We start from the raw sequence: 18,366 nt of genomic DNA on the forward strand, positions 1-18,366 counted from the left end.
AGAGATTATGGCGGGAGCCTTCTCTCCGATTTAGGTAAGGTTCCATTACAGACCAATCTACCGATCGCACCACAACAGAATTTGCCAAAGTCTTAATTTCTGTCTTACGAATGCCTAACCAGTTATCTATATCATCCTGACCTTGGCGTGTTTTTAAAAGTGCTTGCTGCTTGAGGCTATCCAGCAATAAACCCTTAACAATTTTGTAACTGGTGATAGCCGTGGCGCTAATACTAATGGATAGAATCACCACAATTGATAACAATAGTAGGTTACGCGATCGCCATTTGAATAAGTAGTAATTTTTATCGATTGGGACATACCATCGAGGGTCTAATTTCAACCAGCCTTTCCATAATTTCAGCATCATTATCGCCTTACTACAAGTTAAAATTTCGAAGTAAAAATGCAAAGGTAAGATTTATTTTTACTTAATTAATGTTGTTGAGTATAAATTTGGATGACAAACTCTGTCCCCTGTCCAAGTTCAGAAGTGCAGGAGAGCGAACCACCATGTCCTTCAACCACAATTTGACGAGCGATCGCTAATCCTAACCCTGTGCCTTTTCCTACTGGCTTGGTAGTGAATAAATGGTCAAATACTCGTTGCTTGACCTCCGGTGACATCCCTATGCCATTATCGGCAATCTTAATTAAAATGTGCTCACCTGATTCTGCTACACGGGTTTGAATAGTGATGCAATTCGGGTTAGCTAGAATGGCTTCCAAACTGCGCTCTGTATTGTATTCTTCAAGTGCATCAATCGCGTTTGCTAACAAATTCATAAACACCTGATTGAGTTGTCCAGCAAAGCATTCCACTAAGGGTAATTTGCTATAGTCTTTTACCACCACAATTTCTGGACGGTTTTCGTTGGCTTTTAAACGATGTCTCAAAATCAAAATAGTACTGTCAATGCCTTCGTGAATATTAAAAGGCACTTTGTAATCTTTATCTGCTCTGGAGAAGGTTCTTAAACTAGTGCTGATACTGCGAATACGATTAACACCCAGTTTCATCGAGTCCAGCAACTTAGGTAAATCTTCTCGTAAATAGTCTAAATCGATGGCATCAATTTCATCTTCAATATCTGAGCCGGGATCTGGAAATTTCTGTTGATAAAGGTTAATTAATCCAAACAAATCCTTGATATAATCTTTGGCTGGTTCAATGTTGCCAGCAATGAAACCGACAGGATTGTTGATTTCATGGGCAACACCTGCTACCAAATTACCAAGGGCAGACATTTTTTCACCCTGTACTAATTGCAATTGCATTGCTTGGAGTTCTTGTAAAGCTTGTTCTAATTGTTGCTTTTGCTGTTGCAATAATTGTTGTGCTTGGTGGTATTCGGTGATGTCTTCAGAAGTGCCAAGGATGCCAAAAACGTTTCCTTCTTTATCTCGTAGGGGAATTTTGTTTGTATTCGACCAGATTTGTTTTCCATCTGCTTTCTGCACAGTTTCGATAATGTTGAGTTCAGCTTGTCCAGACTCCATAATGCGGCGATCGCACTCCACAAAAGAATCTGATTCCTCACGAGTCCAGGAAAAGTCGTAATCTGTTTTACCAATAACACTTTCAGACACTCCATTCTCGTAAGTTTGAGCAAATTTCTGGTTACAGCCTAAATAAACACTATTGCGGTCTTTCCAGAAAACAGACTGGGGAATATTATCAATAATTAACCGCAAAAATTGTTCAGTCTGTCCAAGGTTTTTTAGAGTATCTTGTGCTTGCTGATAAAGTTGGGCGTTTTCCAGGGAGATTGCAGCTTGAGTAGATAATAGATTGAGAATTTCGACGCGATCGCTGGTAAACGCCCCAGTAGTAAGATTGTTTTCTAAATACAAAATCCCCAACAGTTTGCCTTGATACAAAATCGGCGTACACAGCAAGCTTTTGGGTTGCTGACGAATGATGTAGGGGTCAGCTATCAGCGCCGGATGCACTGTTGTATCAAGGATAATTGTAGTTTGCAGGCTGCGTTTAACTGTATAAATTAGGCTATGGGGAACGTCTGCGCTATCTTCCACAAAAATGGACTGTAGCATGGTTGATTGCTGCCCAATTTTAGCAGTCGCCTCAACTACCAATTTACCTTTTTTGAGCAGTAGTAACGCACACTTATCTGCTCCAGCATTTTCAATCACCACTTGTAACAGCTTCGTGAGCAATTTATCTAGTTCGATTTCACTGGAGAGAGTCTGAGACGCTTTGAGAACTGTTGCTAAATCTAGGATTACTGATGTATTGCTGCTAGATGCTACTGATTTATTAATGTTTGGGTGGAAGGTAGCAATGCTGTCAATATTTGCGATCGTGTGACTAATTGTGAGTGGCGATACTCTTTCAGAGTCACTTCGTGAACGCGTTTGTTGTAGGATGGGGGCTAGCAACTGTGGGTAACGCTGTTCTAGGTCATCGACTTTAGCTTTAGCATCCCAGCGTGTGTAGCAATAGTAAGCATTGATTAAATACTCTTGAGCAATACGTTCTTTGCCCCATTCTAAATAAAACTTGGCTGCAAGTTCATTGGCAAGAGCTTCTTCGTTGACGTATTCGTTTTCTTTGGCTTTAGCAATGGCGCGATCATATGACTCAATTGCATCCATATACTTGCCAGAAATTCTTGCTATTTCAGCAGATAACAATAGATATCGATGCAGAAAGTTTTGTGGGCAATTATCTGCCCAGTTTTTTTGGATTTGTTGATGCTCTCGGATAATGTCCCAATACTGATTTTTCTTCGCTAATGTCGCATTGGGATAAAGGGCTAATAAACTGAGTGGATAATAGAAATGATACTGAATAATTGGAAAGAAACCAGAGTTAGAAGCTAGGGTTTTCTCAGCTTCTTCTGCCGCTATAACTGCATCTTCGTAGCGACCATAAAGATACGACAATTGGATTTTGAGAAAGCAATACCAATTAATCCCATGTTCAAAGTTTTTCTTCTGTCTCCACACTTCTATATAAGCAATCTCTTTGTCATTGTGATCATCTAATAAATGAGTTTTTTTAGATATATCCTGTAGGTTCAGTAGAAACTGCCGCTGTAAAGTAAACGCATACAGCATATTGGCATCATTCACCTGTTGCACATAGCTCAGATATTTCTCAGTTTCTGCGTAGACATCTGATAAGCGATCGCCCTTAATTAACATCGCCCAAATCAGAAACGAAACTGCCCAAACGCCAAACACCAAATTTCCAGTCTCTTGGCATATTTGGAATGATTGCTGTGAAAGTGATAAATTCGTTTTTAAATGCTCATTATAGGGATTAATGGTGTGTGCAAAGATATTATTGGTCTTAAATATAAATTGAGTGCTATTAAAGTGACGATCAAGTTTTAGTGCCAACTTACCGAACTCATAGGCAGTTTTATAACTTCCTTGATTTGCCAGATTCATCCCATATAGGCAGTAAGCAAAACCAGAGCTTTCTGCATTGCCATATCTCAATGATAAACTGATCATTAATAGAGGAGCCAAATAACTGAGATGTTGATCTCCTCCCATATAAGCTGCTGCCCAAAGGTCTGCTAAAAGTCCCATGCAGACTTTCTTCTCTGGATCTGTCATCTCAGGAAAATTGAATAAATCTGCTGTGTGAATTGCTGCAAGTTTAGCTTTTAATTCTTGAAGTTCAGTTTCGATGACAGCTTGCTGTTCTTCAAAAGTAACAGGCAAATGCATCCCCATGATGCTCAAACCTTTCAGTCCAGATTCAATACTAGCTTCGATATTTTCACCCTGAGTCATTTTCAGGTACATCTGAATAGCATAAATACCAGCCTTTTCAAATTTATCTTGGCTATGATTTAATGCCAAGTTAAATAATGTCTCTGCTTGGCTAAAGTCACCAGTAAAATATTCACACTCCGCAGATTCTCGATATAATTCAAATGTGAGTTGATAGTTAGTTTGCCAACTTTCTTCTATTAGTAACTCTCTGCCCAATGTGAAATATTTAACGGCTGCTCTATAAGCAGTAGAAGTTTTAGCTTTTTTGCCAGCAATTAGATTTAGTTGAGCTAGTTCATATTTCTGAGATTGTTCATCAATTATGTCAATTCCCTCATTTAGCTGATTAACAATATCAAAAATACTGGCTTCAATTACTTCAGGCAACGTATTCTTTAACAGTAATTGCCCAATTTTTAAATGAGTAGCTTTCTTTTGAGATTCAGGAATTAGGGAATAAGCAGCTTGCTGAACACGATCGTGGAGAAATTTGTAAGAACAGGAACGAGGAAAATTGTTTTGCTTAAATTCTGAATTCTGAATTCTAAATTCTGACTCATCTTGGTAGAATTTGTAAACCTCATTGGTAGGGATAATCAATCCATCTTGTAATGCTTTCCAAAAGTCTGCGGCTGTTTCCACCTGGGATTTTTCATAGACGATCGCTAATGTTGCTAAATCAAATTGGTTTCCCACACAAGCTGCTAATTTCAAGACTTCTTGAGTTTCTATTGGCAGTTTTTGAAGTTGAATTGCCATGAACTCTACGACATCATCGGTAAGAGCGATCGCTCGCACCTGAGCAATATTACATTCCCAATAACCACCATCAGAATTAAATGTAATAAGTTGATCTTGATGTAGCGCTTTGAGAAATTGGGTGCTGAAGAAAGGATTGCCTTTGGTTTTGTTCAATACCAATTCTGTTAACGGTGTAGCTAACGCCAGTGAGCAACTAAATGTATCTGCAACCAAATGATTGACGGATGTTTTATCAAGGGGAGCTAAGATAATCGTATTAACTGTAGCGCCCAACTTCTGAATCTGTTCCAAAGTCAGCATCAGCGGATGTACTGTGTTGACTTCGTTATCTCTATAAGCACCAATTAATAGTAAATAGCCGATTTTAGCTTCGCTCATTAACAAGTGCATTAACTTTAAAGAAGCAGAATCCGCCCATTGCATATCATCAATAAAGATTACCAATGGATGTTCTGGTGCAGTAAAGACTTGAGTGAACTTTAAGAACAGCAGATTGAAGCGATTTTGGGCTGCACTCCCAGAGAGTTCCGGCGCAGGAGGCTGTTTCCCAATCATACTTTCTAGTTCTGGAATTACCTCAATCATTACTTGTCCGTTTTCACCCAAAGCGGAAAGAATTTTGCACTTCCAATACTCGAATTGGGCATCAGTTTCACTCAGTAGTTGCCTGATTAAGTCTCGGAAGGCTTGCACAAAGGCAGAGAAAGGTATGTTGCGTTGGAATTGGTCAAATTTGCCTTTAATGAAATAACCCCGTTGTCGCACAATTGGCTTGTGGACTTCGTTAACCACAGCAGTCTTGCCAATCCCAGAAAAGCCTGCTACCAACATAATTTCAGTGCTTCCCTGACAGACTTCCTCAAAGGCATCCAGTAAGCTTTGAACTTCGGCTTGGCGGCCGTAAAGTTTTTCTGGGATAATAAAGCGATCGCAAATATCCCTTTGTGCAATTGGGAAACTCTCAATTCTACGCGTGTTCTTCAATTGCTCCAAGCATTGTTCTAAATCAAATTTCAGCCCTAATGCACTCTGATAGCGGTCTTCAGCATTTTTCGCCATCAATTTCATCACAATGTCACAAATCACTTGCGGGATTTCTTCTTCCGTCTTGCCTTCTAATTGATCTGGTTGCTTGGCAATATGACAGTGAACCAACTCCATCGGATCATTAGACTGGAAGGGTAGGTGTCCAGCCAGCAATTCATAGAAGGTAATACCAAGGGAGTAGTAATCACTGCGATAGTCAATTCCGCGATTCATCCGCCCGGTTTGTTCGGGGGAAAGGTAGGCGAGGGTACCTTCTAAAACATTAGGACTATGAATTTCCTGGGTTTCTCTTGGTAAAAGAGAGGCAATACTAAAGTCAATCAACTTGACTTGCTTGGTTTCCGGGTTAATCAGGATGTTGGCAGGCTTGATGTCTTTGTGGATAACCCGATGGCGATATAGCCCGTCAAGAATATTGCTCAGAGCGATCGCAATGTCCAAAAACTCTGTCAGAGTATATTGGTTGCTCCCAATTCTTGTGTTTATCCAATCTCTGAGGGAAATACCGCCAAAATCCTCCATGATCAAAGCATAGCTGTTGCGGTAAGGTTCCAGATTATAGGGATGAACAATACCAGGTAGGTCAATATTTTTAGCGATAGTGTACTGATTACGGAACAGCAGCAGTTCGTTGAAGCTGGGATACTCCTGCTGGAGCAATTTGATTACCACCGGAAGTTGATCGGCCTCTCGAATTGCACGGTAAACTAACGTTCTAGAGCCTGCATAAAGTTGCTCGTTAATTCGATAGTTCAAAAGCTTGTCCATCGGCTCAACTACTGTATTCATACTTGATCAACTCTTGTTAAATCAGCTATTTATTAAAAGTAGTCTGCCCAAAAATCAGCTTTTTCTAACTCAGAGGACTTACGCATAAGAGATTCCCCAACCCCCTTTATAAAGCACAGGGCTGTTTCGTCACCAGTGTTTACGGGTAAGCGGATTAAGCGTCGTTTATATAAAACTTCCACTGGCAGGATAATTAACGCCGATAGCAACGGTGTATAAATATAGTTCGCAAAGTAATCCCTAAAGTATCTGAGGGATAGCGAGATTGCCGTTTATCCTAGTAGTTTTAGAAGTTTGGTCTAATACCAATTTTAAAAAAGAATGCGACAAATAGACCATTTGTAGAGACGCGATTCATCGCCTCTTTACCCAAGGATGTGTTGCAATCATCAATTGAAATAGTATAAGTACAAATTTACAAGGCAGGAGGAGGAAGAACGCTATATAAAGCGGTTCTCGTTCGTGAGTACAGCGGTAGGGGCACGGCAGTGCCCATTGGTGTCAACTTAACGTGAAAGCCATCCTAGAAGCAGCTTTTAGATATTGTCTCGTTCCCAGTCAAAGACTGGGAATGCCGTTTTAGAGACTCCGCCTCTCTTGCTGGCGGCAGAGCCGCTTTTGAGTTGTATTTCCAGCCCAGAGGCTGGAAACGAGATTTGAAAAGGCTTTTAGCTGTGCCTCCTGCCTTTTTGTAAAACTATCGTCTCACAGAGATTTTAGCTTAGGCATTCTTGCAGCGACTTTGCAGGAGTATCAGATTGCGAAAAAATGGATAAAGTCGACCTAAAAAGTAAAGTTAATAAGCTGTTACGCATTTAATTTGTACATTTACCCGATGACTGATGACTGATGACTGTTAACCGTCAACAGTCAACAGTTAATGACCATCAAGAGTATTTATATACTTTAGACGAGCATCAGCTTACTTACTTTAACTTGGCTCTAATCGTCTCTATCCGTTGACGATTAACACCCAAATCACTCTGACCTAAGCGTGAAGCTGAACGCACTTGGATAACATTAGCATTCCGGTCTAGATAGAATTCTACATCATCCACAAATCCCAGCAAGGCACTTTTAAATTCTGCATATAAATAATCTTGGCTTTCGGTAATGATTTTGGTTCTCGGTAAAGACTGAATAACATTTTTGAGATTAGTAATCGCTTCTTCTGGAGTAGATGTAAATGTCAGTGGTGCAATTTTGTGGCTTGCATCTGTACTCTGACTAGAAACACAGTTAGGAGAATTAGGGCAGGGTGCTAATTTACCATTGCTAATACCTAAATTATTTGGTCGTTTGCCAGCAAAAACCATAATTATGTCTCCGGGTAAGTGAATAAGTATACTCTCACACATTTGTTCGAATCACTGTAATACTTTGCTGTAATCGCATCTTCTGGCAAATGACAGATTCACTAAAACATCGGTGATGCGTTCGCTCTATGATGCGGTAAGTATCGTCTAGGCGAAGACAGTTTATGACGCAAACAATTTCAATCAACGACTCTGGGCGCTTGCAACTCACACCTCTAGAAATCCCATCCCGTCTGCTGTTGGGGCCAGGCCCATCGAATGCCCATCCCACAGTTCTCGAAGCGATGAATACTTCACCAGTTGGGCATCTTGACCCAGCTTTTCTCGCACTCATGGATGAAATTCAGTCGTTGCTACGCTATGTATGGCAAACAGAAAACCCACTCACCATTGCAGTCAGCGGTACGGGAACAGCCGCAATGGAAGCAACCATCGCCAATGCTGTTGAACCTGGTGATGTGGTTTTGATTGGTGTGGCTGGTTACTTCGGTAATCGCCTCGTGGATATGGCTGGACGTTATGGCGCAGATGTGCGAACCATTACCAAACCTTGGGGACAAGTCTTCAACCTCGATGAACTCCAAACTGCCCTAGAAACTCATCGTCCAACTATTTTAGCTTTAGTTCATGCCGAAACCTCCACTGGCGCACGTCAACCGTTGGAAGGGGTCGCTGATTTATGTCGGGAATTTGGCACTTTGCTGCTGGTAGATACGGTGACGAGTTTGGGTGGCGTTCCCTTGTTTTTAGATGCTTGGGGAGTTGACCTAGCCTATAGTTGTAGCCAAAAAGGGTTGGGTTGCCCGCCTGGTGCTTCACCCTTTACAATGAGTGCGCGTGCAGTTGAAAAATTGCAACAGCGCCCAACAAAGGTTGCAAATTGGTATTTGGATATGTTGCTACTGGGTAAGTATTGGGGCGCTGAACGCACCTATCACCATACAGCGCCCATTAATTTATACTATGCATTGCGGGAAGCACTACGTTTACTTGCAGAAGAGGGGTTAGCAAACTCCTGGCAGCGCCATCAGAAAAACGTAGAATATCTCTGGGAAGGGTTGGAAAACTTAGGACTGAGTATGCACGTTGAGCAAGAGTATAGGCTACCAACGCTTACCACTGTCCGCATTCCAGCAGGGGTAGATGGTAAAGCGATCGCTCGGCAGTTACTCAATGAACATAATATTGAAATTGGCGGTGGTCTTGGCGAACTAGCAGGTCTTGTCTGGCGCGTCGGATTGATGGGCTTTAACAGTCGTAAGGAAAGTGTTGACCAACTTTTAGCAGCACTACGGCAAGTTTTGCCTAAGTAGTTTTCGGGTGAAAGTGGTGCGTTAACGGTAGCTTAACGCACCTGATAAAAAGAGCGTAGGCGTAGCCCGCCGTAGGCATCGCATTAACCGATCACTAATTTTACTTGGGGTAGGCTAGGGTCATATTTGCTGTATCTAAATTAAAGTAAATGTGCCATTCCTCACGCTCATCATTAAAGCGTTACATGACACACAAGATTTTTTTACTAGAATAATGGTTGGTGAAAACACTCGCTTGCTTGCCCGCAATCTCTTATCTCATCTAACTTATTCTCGATTACGCGGACATTAAGTAGTTATGTTTATTTATGCCTATCTATTTATTTCGTGATTGCTGTCTACTTAACTGTCTTAACTGTCCTTGCATTCTCACTATAAATCTGAGAATATGTTTAAGGTTAAGCAAAATTAAATAATATCTATTAAGTAATACTTCAGCAATTTTCCAGGATTGGCATAAAGTAAACCTAAACATAGCCTACTTTTTTACTATCAGGTAAAAACTTTAATTAACAAAAACCTATATGGTTTTTTTAGAAGGGATTTTTACTGTCTTGTCAGTCTGCGTGGAATTGTCGTTTTACTTAATAGTTAGACACGCGTTGATTTTGGTCTATTTCGGCAAAATTTGTACAATATTTTTCTTTTTCAGAAGAAAAAAGTTTGGAGGAATTAGTATGAGATGTTACAAAATATTCTTCAAATATCTCTGTTATCTATCTTTAGGTACAACTTTACATACCTATGTTGACAGAGATAACTTCCCATGTGAATATATGTAGTGTAGGCATAAATTCGATTATGCTTATTAATCAGGCTTAATAAAGATCATCAGATGCAGTGACAAGTTTTTATCGAGTAAGAAGTTTTTGAAAGTTCGGAGTGGAAACTTTGGCACTTAGCAAAAACTTAGCAAACTTTTGTTTCTCGTATAAAAACGTAAATTAACTATTCTTAGTGCAACTACTAATATAAAAGATCATTATCTTGACAGGTAAAATTTTTGCCTAAGTGTGATCTAATTAAAAGTTTATAGTTCCCATCATCAATCTCGGCTCTTGGCTCTCGGCTAATGTTTCAGTTGTGTCTCGATTTCAAACCTAACTGCAAAAACATAATTATGCAAATTTGGATTGTTTAGAAAAATCAGGTAGATAAAGTAATTCTGCCTTCATGATTTATTTACTGTTGGGCCTGAATTCTCAGCTTGCACATGCGCGACAGCGAGTTTGCATCACCAAATAAGGTTGACGCATATTTTGTTTTCGGCTGAAATCGTGTTTAGCTTAAGGTAGAATCTTAGCCTTCGCTTCATTTTTCGTGCGAGTTATAAGTTTGTAAAAGATAACGCCAAGAAAGTGGGCCGCGAAAAAGTGCGGCTACACAATGTTTTGGCATTCTTAAATGATTGCTTCTAATTGTTTTGAGAGGCTACAATTATCCATTTTTGTGCTGTCGCATATGTTGCCAAATCAAAAAAAGTTGATTTGCAAATGTTTACTCATGGAGTGATTGGGAGTATGTCTAACGATCTACTGCAATATCTTCTCACCATGCCTTTATGACCCCCTCTTCTAATTTTGGGAGAGGGGGGAGTGGTGAGAATTGCAACAACTAATTAGCAAGATTTGTATTGTGCATCCAGCCCGTTCAAGTTAGCTAGAAAAATTGTGTTTTGAAAACAAGGATTAACTTATGGCAGTAAGAAACGGAACACCGGAAAACGATACCCTTACCGGCACTAATAATGCTGATACGATTCGCGGCTTTGGTAAAGAAGACCTCTTATCTGGCTTAGGCGGTAATGACACCATCTTCGGTGGAGATGATAAAGACACCGTGTTTGGTGGAGATGGTGCCGACAGAATATTGGGGGAGTTCGGTGAGGACGAGCTATATGGTGATGCTGGCAATGATTTCATCGATGGTGGATTCGATAAGGACACTTTGTTTGGTGGAGCTGGTGCTGACAGACTCTTTGGCGGAGAAGGCGAAGACTCAGTATTTGGTGATGGCGGCAATGACACCATCTACGGCGGTGCGGACGCTGAAGATGGACTTGATGGGAAAGATTTCCTTGATGGTGGCGCAGGTGCAGACTGGATTTATGGTGGCTTTGAAGATACTGCCCAGGGCGGTGCTGGCAATGACACCCTAATTGGTAGCTTCTATGATGACGCACTGTACGGCGACGACACAGAAGGTTCGGTTTCGGGTGGTGCTGACTACATTGATGGTGGTGCGGGTAATGATACCCTTTACGGCGAAGCTGACACCTTGGCTTCGGGCGGTAATGACACCCTCATCGGTGGCGATGGTGATGACACTCTCTATGGCTATGCCGGTGATGACTCCCTCCTGGGTGGAGACGGTATTGACTACCTCGATGGCGGTGACGGCAATGACGTTATCGATGGTGGTGCAGGTATTAGCACCCTCTTGGGTGGTGCTGGTTTAGAAACCATCACAGGTGGTATTGAAGGTGACTTCATCGATGGTGGCGAAGATGCTGACAACCTCAATGGTCTTGGTGGCAATGACACCATCTATGGTGACTTTGGTGTAGATGAATCTCTCGCTGGCAATGATGTGATTAATGGCGGCGCGGGCGATGACTTCATCGATGGTGGCGCTGGCGTTGACCGCATTATCGGTGGTGGTGGCAATGATGTTCTCTATGGTGGCGAAGACTCAGAAACCCAAACCGAACGCGACACGCTGACCGGCGGTGCTGGTACTGATTTCTTCCAATTGAATTATGCAGAATATCAATTCGAGCCACCCCAACCCGGTGAGCCAATCATCCCTGTTCCTGCTGGCGACTGGATCACCGACTTCCAAAATGGTACTGACTACTTACTGCTTGAGACTCTGGAATTTGAGGATCTAGGCTTCCAGCGCATCAATCTCACTGTTGGTGGTGTTGCTACAGCTAGTACTCGGATCTACGTTCTGACTGAAGGCGTTACTATTGCTCAATCCGAAACCTTAGCAGTTCTGCAAGGGGTACTTCCCGGAGCGATCGACGCATCAGATTTCGTTGTAGAGCCTATCTAAGAAATGGGTAACTAGGCGGTGTACTTGGGTACGAACCAAGTAGCACACACCTGATAGTTACCCCAACCATGAAGAGTAGCGGCGTTGTCAGAATTCGCTTTCGCTACTCTTCGTACCAAAGCTAAATAAGCGGGCGTAATTAAAAATCACTGGATTTGGATTGGTATTAATGGGTATCAGGTAATGAGTAATTCAAGCTACTCTATACCTTTTACCCCATACTTCTCCTCACTAGTGACATTTATTCTGCCTGGCCTACTTAACTGTGTCCATCTTAATATCTCCTGTCCGAAAACCTAGAACAGGAAATAAGCTCAAACACATCTAATTTGCATATCTCGATTGCATCAAAATCCTGTGGGGTGGGCATCTTACCCCCGGCTTTCTCATGCAGTATAAATGCTTATTAGCTTAAAGATTTGTAATACTCAGCATTACTGAAAGTGCCGTGCGAATTTTATTTTTGCATCCTAATTTCCCTGCTCAATTTCGTCATGTAGCAGCAGCTTTGGCTAAAGACAAACGTAACCAAGTTTTCTTTGGTACTACTCGTCACGATGGGAAATTGCCCGATGTTAACAAAGTCATCTATAACCCTAAACGAGAAGCTCGACCGGAAACTCACCATTACGTCAAACCCTTGGAAAATGCTGTTCTTCAGGGTCAAGGTGTGTATAGGCTGGCAGAGCAACTTAAAGCACGGGGATTTGTTCCAGATGTAGTTTATGGCCATTCGGGTTGGGGCCCTACCTTATTTATCAAAGATATTTTTCCCAAAGCCAAGTTACTGTGTTACTTTGAGTGGTTTTATCATGCTCATGGTACTGATGCTGACTTTGATCCTAGCGATCGCCTGACTGCGGATGATGAAGCCCGAATTCGGATTAAAAATGCGCCAATTTTGCAGGATCTATATAGTTGCGATCGCGGTCTTTCTCCTACCTATTGGCAACGCCAGCAATTCCCCCTAGAGTATCACAGTAAAATTTCTGTATTGCATGATGGGATTGATACTAACTTTTTTTGTCCCAAACCAGGGGCTAAATTAATTCTCCCACGGATCAATCTGGATCTTTCTCATGCTGAAGAACTTGTTACTTATGTAGCAAGGGGCATGGAGCCTTATCGGGGATTTCCCCAGTTTATCGAGGCAGTTGCCTTACTCCAACAACAACGCCCTCATTGTCATGTGGTGATTGTCGGAGAAAACCGCGTCGCTTATGGTAAGCCTCTGCGTGATGGCAAAACCTATAAAGAGGTGATGCTAGAAAAATATGATCTCGACCTCAACCGAGTTCATTTTACAGGTTGGCTACCTTACGTTGAATATCTGCAAGTTCTCCAAGCTTCTGCGGCACACGTTTATCTTACCCGTCCCTTTGTTTTATCTTGGTCAATGTTGGAGGTCTTATCAGCAGGTTGCTTGCTGATAGGTTCTAAAACTGCTTCTGTAACCGAGGTGATTCAAGATGGCGTTAATGGGCTGTTGGTAGATTTCTTTTCACCGCAGGAAATATGCGATCGCATTGCAGAAGCCCTCAATCATCCAGAGAGAATGGCTGCAATTAGGGCGAAGGCAAGGCAAACAATTCTAGATCGCTATGATTTAGCCCAATTATTACCCCAACACCTGCAATGGATACAGCAGTCAGAAGATAGCAAACTAGTTGCGCCTTGGGAGAAAACAAAACTAGGGTTGCTAGCCCCTGTAGAAAACAAGGGATTTGGTAGGCGACATCAAAAAGCTGAGAATTCATCAGCCACATCTGCGATACTCTTACAAGTTCATAATCAGACATTGACAACTCAAGAAATTATTCCTCTCTTGAGTCGATATCAACTGCTACCAAAGCTTCAGCAAGAACTCTTAATTGACGAAGCGATCGCCTCTTTTAGCTGCACAAGCGAAGAGCAAGCCAAGTGTTACCAAGAGTTTTGCCAACAAAATCAGTTGTCATCCGAAGCTGAACGCCAAGCTTGGTTACAGCAGCAGAATCTGACTGAAACAGAATTTTTAGATTTAACAACTCGCAACCTGAGAATTGAGAAATTCAAAAAAGCTACCTGGGATAACAAGTTAGAGACTTATTTTCGCCAATTAAAACCAAAACTTGACCAGGTTGTTTATTCTCTCATTCGCATCCGCGATAGAGCTGTTGCTCAAGAACTTTACTTCCGCCTGTTAGAAGGTGAACAGTCCTTTGCTGAACTTGCAAGGCAATATTCCCAAGGTGCAGAGGCTCAGACTGGTGGCTTAATGGGGCCCATAGCATTGAGTGCACCCCATCCCAAACTTGCCCGCCTTCTCTCCTTCAGCCAACCCGGTCAGCTATCGCTCCCGACCAATATTGGCGATTGGTGGTTAATTGTGCGCTTAGAAAAATTTATCCCGTCCCAATTTGACGAACCGATGCGACAACGGTTGCTTAACGAACTTTTTGCTGGTTGGTTAAAAGACCAAATGCAAAAAACTTCTCCACCACAATCTGTAGCAATCAAACATTCAGCTTGAACTTCTATTCCTTTAACCTTTAGGTATGTACTATGCCAGCTCTAAACTTTAGCGAACAGCTTTTAGTAGGAAACGATTTTAGCGGTCAAAACCTGAACGGTTCGACCTTTTTCAAAGCCACTCTCACCAACGTTTCATTGTTCAATACACAGTTGAGAGGGACTAACTTTGAAGAAGCGAAGTTATACAATGTTGATGCCCGTAATGCCATTTTTGCCTCCAATAATAACTTTGGCCCAGCTAATCTTTTTAAGGCAACATTAGAAAATGTCAATCTCAGAGGAGCAAACCTAACCGGGGCTAATCTCTCATTCATCAACACCAAATTCATCAACCTGTCAAACGCTAACCTGACCAATGCCAATCTACAGGAGGCTAATCTCAGTGGTGAGCAATCCGAGCGACCAAACCTAAGAGGTGCTAACTTTACTGGTGCTGATCTATATAAAGCGAAGCTCAAAGCTGCTGACTTTACTGGTGCGAATCTGACAAATACCAGCTTAGAAGAAGCTGATTTTGAAGCAACTCTTTTAGTCAACATCGATGCAACTGGTGCTGACTTCCGACTAGCAAACCTGACAGATATTACCCTGCAAAATGCAATTTTTGACCTAGCTAATTTCAGTGATGTTGTTCTGAGTGATGTAGAAGCATTAGATCCGACACAGCCAATTAATGCTAGGTTTCGTGGTGCTAATTTAACCAACTTGGCTCTAGATGATGCTATTTTGACGGGTTCTGATTTTAGTGCTTATGTAGCTGCTAATGGCACTGTTACAGTTACAGACCTGACTGGGGCTAAATTAATTGAGACTGATTTCACTGAAGCAAATTTCAGTAGTGCCAAGCTGTTAAATGCTGACCTATCTAAAACCAACCTCACTAATGCCAATTTTACAGGGGCTAACATGAGTGGGGTGCTGACGACTGATGCGATCGCAATTGGTGCAAATTTCACTGATGCCAATCTCAGTAACGCTAATCTGTCAAAAGGTAACTTTACAGATGCTACCTTTGTGGGTGCAAATCTCACGGGAGCGATCGCAGTTGATGCCATTGGCTTATCTCTTGGTGATGCCAGTAACAACACCCTCAACGGCACTAGCAACGACGATAACCTCTTTGGTTTTGAGGGTAATGACACCCTCACCGGTGCTGGAGAGGATGATTATCTTGATGGCGGCGCGGGTACTGACAGAATGGTTGGTGGTGCGGGTAATGACACCTATGCAGTCAATAGTGCCAGCGATACCGTCGTTGAAAATGCCAATGCAGGTATAGATACTGTCCGTTCTAGTCTTACTAGCTACACATTAGGCAACAACGTCGAAAACTTGGTTTTAGTAGGAACAGCCCAAAACGGGACTGGTAACGCACTTAATAATGTCATCATCGGTAACATCGGCAACAATACCCTCAACGGGTTGGCTGGCAACGATACTCTAATTGGCGATGCTGGTAATGACACACTTGGCGGTGGCGCGGGGGATGACTCCCTGATTGGTGGCACAGGCAACGACACATATATAGTCGATAGCATAGGGGATACCATCACAGAAAAAGTCGATGAAGGCACAGATACAGTCCAGTCCAGCCTGGACTATACTCTAGGCGATAACTTAGAAAACCTAACTTTGCTTGGCACAGCCCAAACAGGTACAGGCAATGCACTTGCCAACACCATCACTGGTAATGAAGCTGACAACACCATCAATGGTCAAGCTGGCAACGATATTCTCTTTGGCAATGGTGGTACTGATACCCTAACTGGAGCAGGTGGCAACGATACTCTTGATGGAGGTGACGGCAATGACAACCTCAACGGTGGAGTCGGTGCTGACTTGCTTACGGGTGGAGCGGGCAATGATATCCTGACTGGCGCTGATGGTAATGATATTTTGGTCGGCGGCCTTGGTAATGACACTCTCACTGGTGGTATAGGTAGCGATACCATTCGCTATGTCTTGGGTGATGGTAGTGACCGAGTTAATGGATTTGTCACAGGAACAGGGGGAGATTTCCTTTCCTTCAATGGTATTGCTGCTATTGATGTACGTGTAGTTACTAATGCTGCTGGCACTAATACCCAGTTTAGAGTTAGTGACGGCATTGCTGGCAACCCTGGATTTGGCACAGCAGAAGACCTTTTAATTACCTTGTTTGGTACTGGCTTTACCCAAGCGGATATCGTCACCAACATTGTTGACTCAGCAAATACGACCTTTTTATTCTCATAACTCCCCAAGGAATACCGTAGAGAACTTGAGTTGATATTTTCACCAATGGTTCTGTCGTAATGGATATCCTTTGTGGTTTGGGAAAAAGGAGAAAGGTTGGAATTCACTCCTTTCTCTTTTCCCGAACCGTATTGGGTTAAGGGCGACTTTACCAATGACACCTTTACAGGAGCAAGTCTCACAGTTGCGATCGCAGTTAATGCCAATTTTACCAAATCTGCCCTTCTGTCTCCCTCAATCAAAGACCATTTTTACCTAAAAACCTAACTTAAAAAGGGTGTAGCCTCATGCGAATTCTTTTTACTATTGCCCACTTTTTTAATCCTGATATTAAGGGTAAGCATGGCTCCTAAAGAAAAGACCCACGACCCCGCTTGCTAGCTTTAAGTCGAAGTCTTGCTGCCTTACATCAGTTATTTGGTAAATCTCAAAGTATGAAGCATCCCAGAAAAATTGACAATTATTTATGAGTGAATATCTCGTCTATTAGGATATGGCCTCCACACACAAACGCCAATAACTTTAAAGTTACTGCAACCTGGAGAGATTCTCGGTGAGATTAGCTCACTGCGAGAAAAAACCAACAAACAGTAGAGGCAATAGTATTAGTATGGACACAATTAATACGAGGGTTGCTGGCTCGATTTTAATGTGGTTCTTCTGTGGATCGCGCATTTGGCTCTCTCTCGAACAATAAGTATAGCGGTTCTCGTTTACGTGAGGTACAACGGCAGTGCCGTGCCCCTACACCTCATGATGTAATGTTGTACCGTATCTGAATGGGAACTATATATTAACTCAGCCTAAAGGATGTTTATTCCTTTTTCTAAGCCCAATCAGGTTGAAAAATATAAATTTTTTCATTATTCCAGTACATTCAATTTACATGTTTTTGCTTCATTACCCTATCTGCTTATTTCTTCCAAGGTAGTTTAGTCCCCATTTCAGTCAATGCGGAAAATATAAGATAGAGGACAAGTAACCCAGCACCCGCAAAAAAAGCCAGTAAATCATTATCCATAAGTGCTATTTACTAAAACTTCGCTAATCATAGCGGAATCACCTAATCTATAAGCATTTTTCTACAGCCCTACAATCTCTGGTCTTCTGGGTGCAAACTGTACCAACTATACCAGTGACGAACTGCTAGCCAAACGGCTGAAAGCAAACCCGCTAGGCTGAGAGTTAGCCCACTGACGGGTACTAATAATCCAAAGATGGGTAGGACTGCTCCAGCAATAGTGCAGATAATAGCAGCAAGGGAAGCCCTGCGACTAGCTCCCAATCCCCATGTTAAAATTAGTAAAATGATGGAAATTAAAGTCCAAGCCAACTGAACATTGATGACACGAGCTAGATAGGTCAAAGTCAACGGGAGCATCCAGTTTTGGAAGATTTACCATTTCTGAGAAAATGTAGAAGGAAATAACCCTGTGCGATCGCTGACTATGAGCCAAGAGAAACAAGAACGGATCAAAGCCTGCTTACAAGAACTGGCAACATTACTGTACTCGGAAGCTGATAAGAGTCAGTTAATAGACCTCGAAGGTATAGAAAAAACAGTTCGTAGCCAAATATTGGAA

The 18,366-nt window shown here is 42.1% G+C and carries 7 protein-coding genes and 3 pseudogenes; 6 read left to right on the plus strand and 4 right to left on the minus strand.

All coding sequences use genetic code 11. The features are described 5' to 3' along the window. The 3 genes and pseudogenes from F8R90_RS12510 to F8R90_RS12520 all read right to left on the minus strand — a co-directional run. Window positions 1-370 (minus strand): annotated as a pseudogene (locus F8R90_RS12510) (sensor histidine kinase); the annotation flags it as partial. Window positions 371-435: 65 nt separating this feature from the next. Next, on the minus strand, window positions 436-6,348 hold the full coding sequence (locus F8R90_RS12515; protein ID WP_196511009.1) for a trifunctional serine/threonine-protein kinase/ATP-binding protein/sensor histidine kinase: 5,913 nt from the start codon (window positions 6,346-6,348) through the stop codon (window positions 436-438). A 926-nt stretch (window positions 6,349-7,274) separates the two neighbouring features. Further along, entirely contained in the window at window positions 7,275-7,664 is a 390-nt protein-coding gene (locus tag F8R90_RS12520; protein WP_190894360.1) for a DUF1499 domain-containing protein, read from the minus strand. A gap of 164 nt (window positions 7,665-7,828) precedes the next feature. On the opposite strand from F8R90_RS12520, the gene F8R90_RS12525 reads away from it, so the two are divergent. From F8R90_RS12525 to F8R90_RS12545, 5 genes are all read left to right on the plus strand, one after another. Further along, window positions 7,829-8,977: an alanine--glyoxylate aminotransferase family protein gene (locus F8R90_RS12525; RefSeq protein WP_196511010.1), complete on the plus strand. Its 1,149-nt coding sequence runs from the start codon at window positions 7,829-7,831 to the stop codon at window positions 8,975-8,977. A 1,695-nt stretch (window positions 8,978-10,672) separates the two neighbouring features. Further along, entirely contained in the window at window positions 10,673-12,034 is a 1,362-nt protein-coding gene (locus F8R90_RS12530) for a calcium-binding protein (protein ID WP_196511011.1), read from the plus strand. Between the two features lie 448 nt (window positions 12,035-12,482). Further along, window positions 12,483-14,546, plus strand: a complete 2,064-nt coding sequence (locus F8R90_RS12535) for a glycosyltransferase (protein WP_196511012.1) — start codon at window positions 12,483-12,485, stop codon at window positions 14,544-14,546. A 32-nt stretch (window positions 14,547-14,578) separates the two neighbouring features. After that, window positions 14,579-16,783: a pentapeptide repeat-containing protein gene (locus F8R90_RS12540; RefSeq protein WP_196511013.1), complete on the plus strand. Its 2,205-nt coding sequence runs from the start codon at window positions 14,579-14,581 to the stop codon at window positions 16,781-16,783. 72 nt (window positions 16,784-16,855) lie between these two features. Continuing rightward, window positions 16,856-17,050, plus strand: a complete 195-nt coding sequence (locus tag F8R90_RS12545; protein ID WP_196511014.1) for a hypothetical protein — start codon at window positions 16,856-16,858, stop codon at window positions 17,048-17,050. A gap of 823 nt (window positions 17,051-17,873) precedes the next feature. Here F8R90_RS12545 and F8R90_RS12550 read toward each other — a convergent pair. Next, window positions 17,874-18,155, minus strand: a pseudogene (locus tag F8R90_RS12550) (hypothetical protein); the annotation flags it as partial. Between the two features lie 76 nt (window positions 18,156-18,231). On the opposite strand from F8R90_RS12550, the pseudogene F8R90_RS12555 reads away from it, so the two are divergent. Continuing rightward, a pseudogene (locus tag F8R90_RS12555) lies at window positions 18,232-18,366 on the plus strand (ISKra4 family transposase); the annotation flags it as partial.

Source organism: Nostoc sp. NZL, assembly GCF_015714705.1.
Taxonomy (GTDB): Bacteria; Cyanobacteriota; Cyanobacteriia; order Cyanobacteriales; family Nostocaceae; genus Nostoc; species Nostoc foliaceum_A.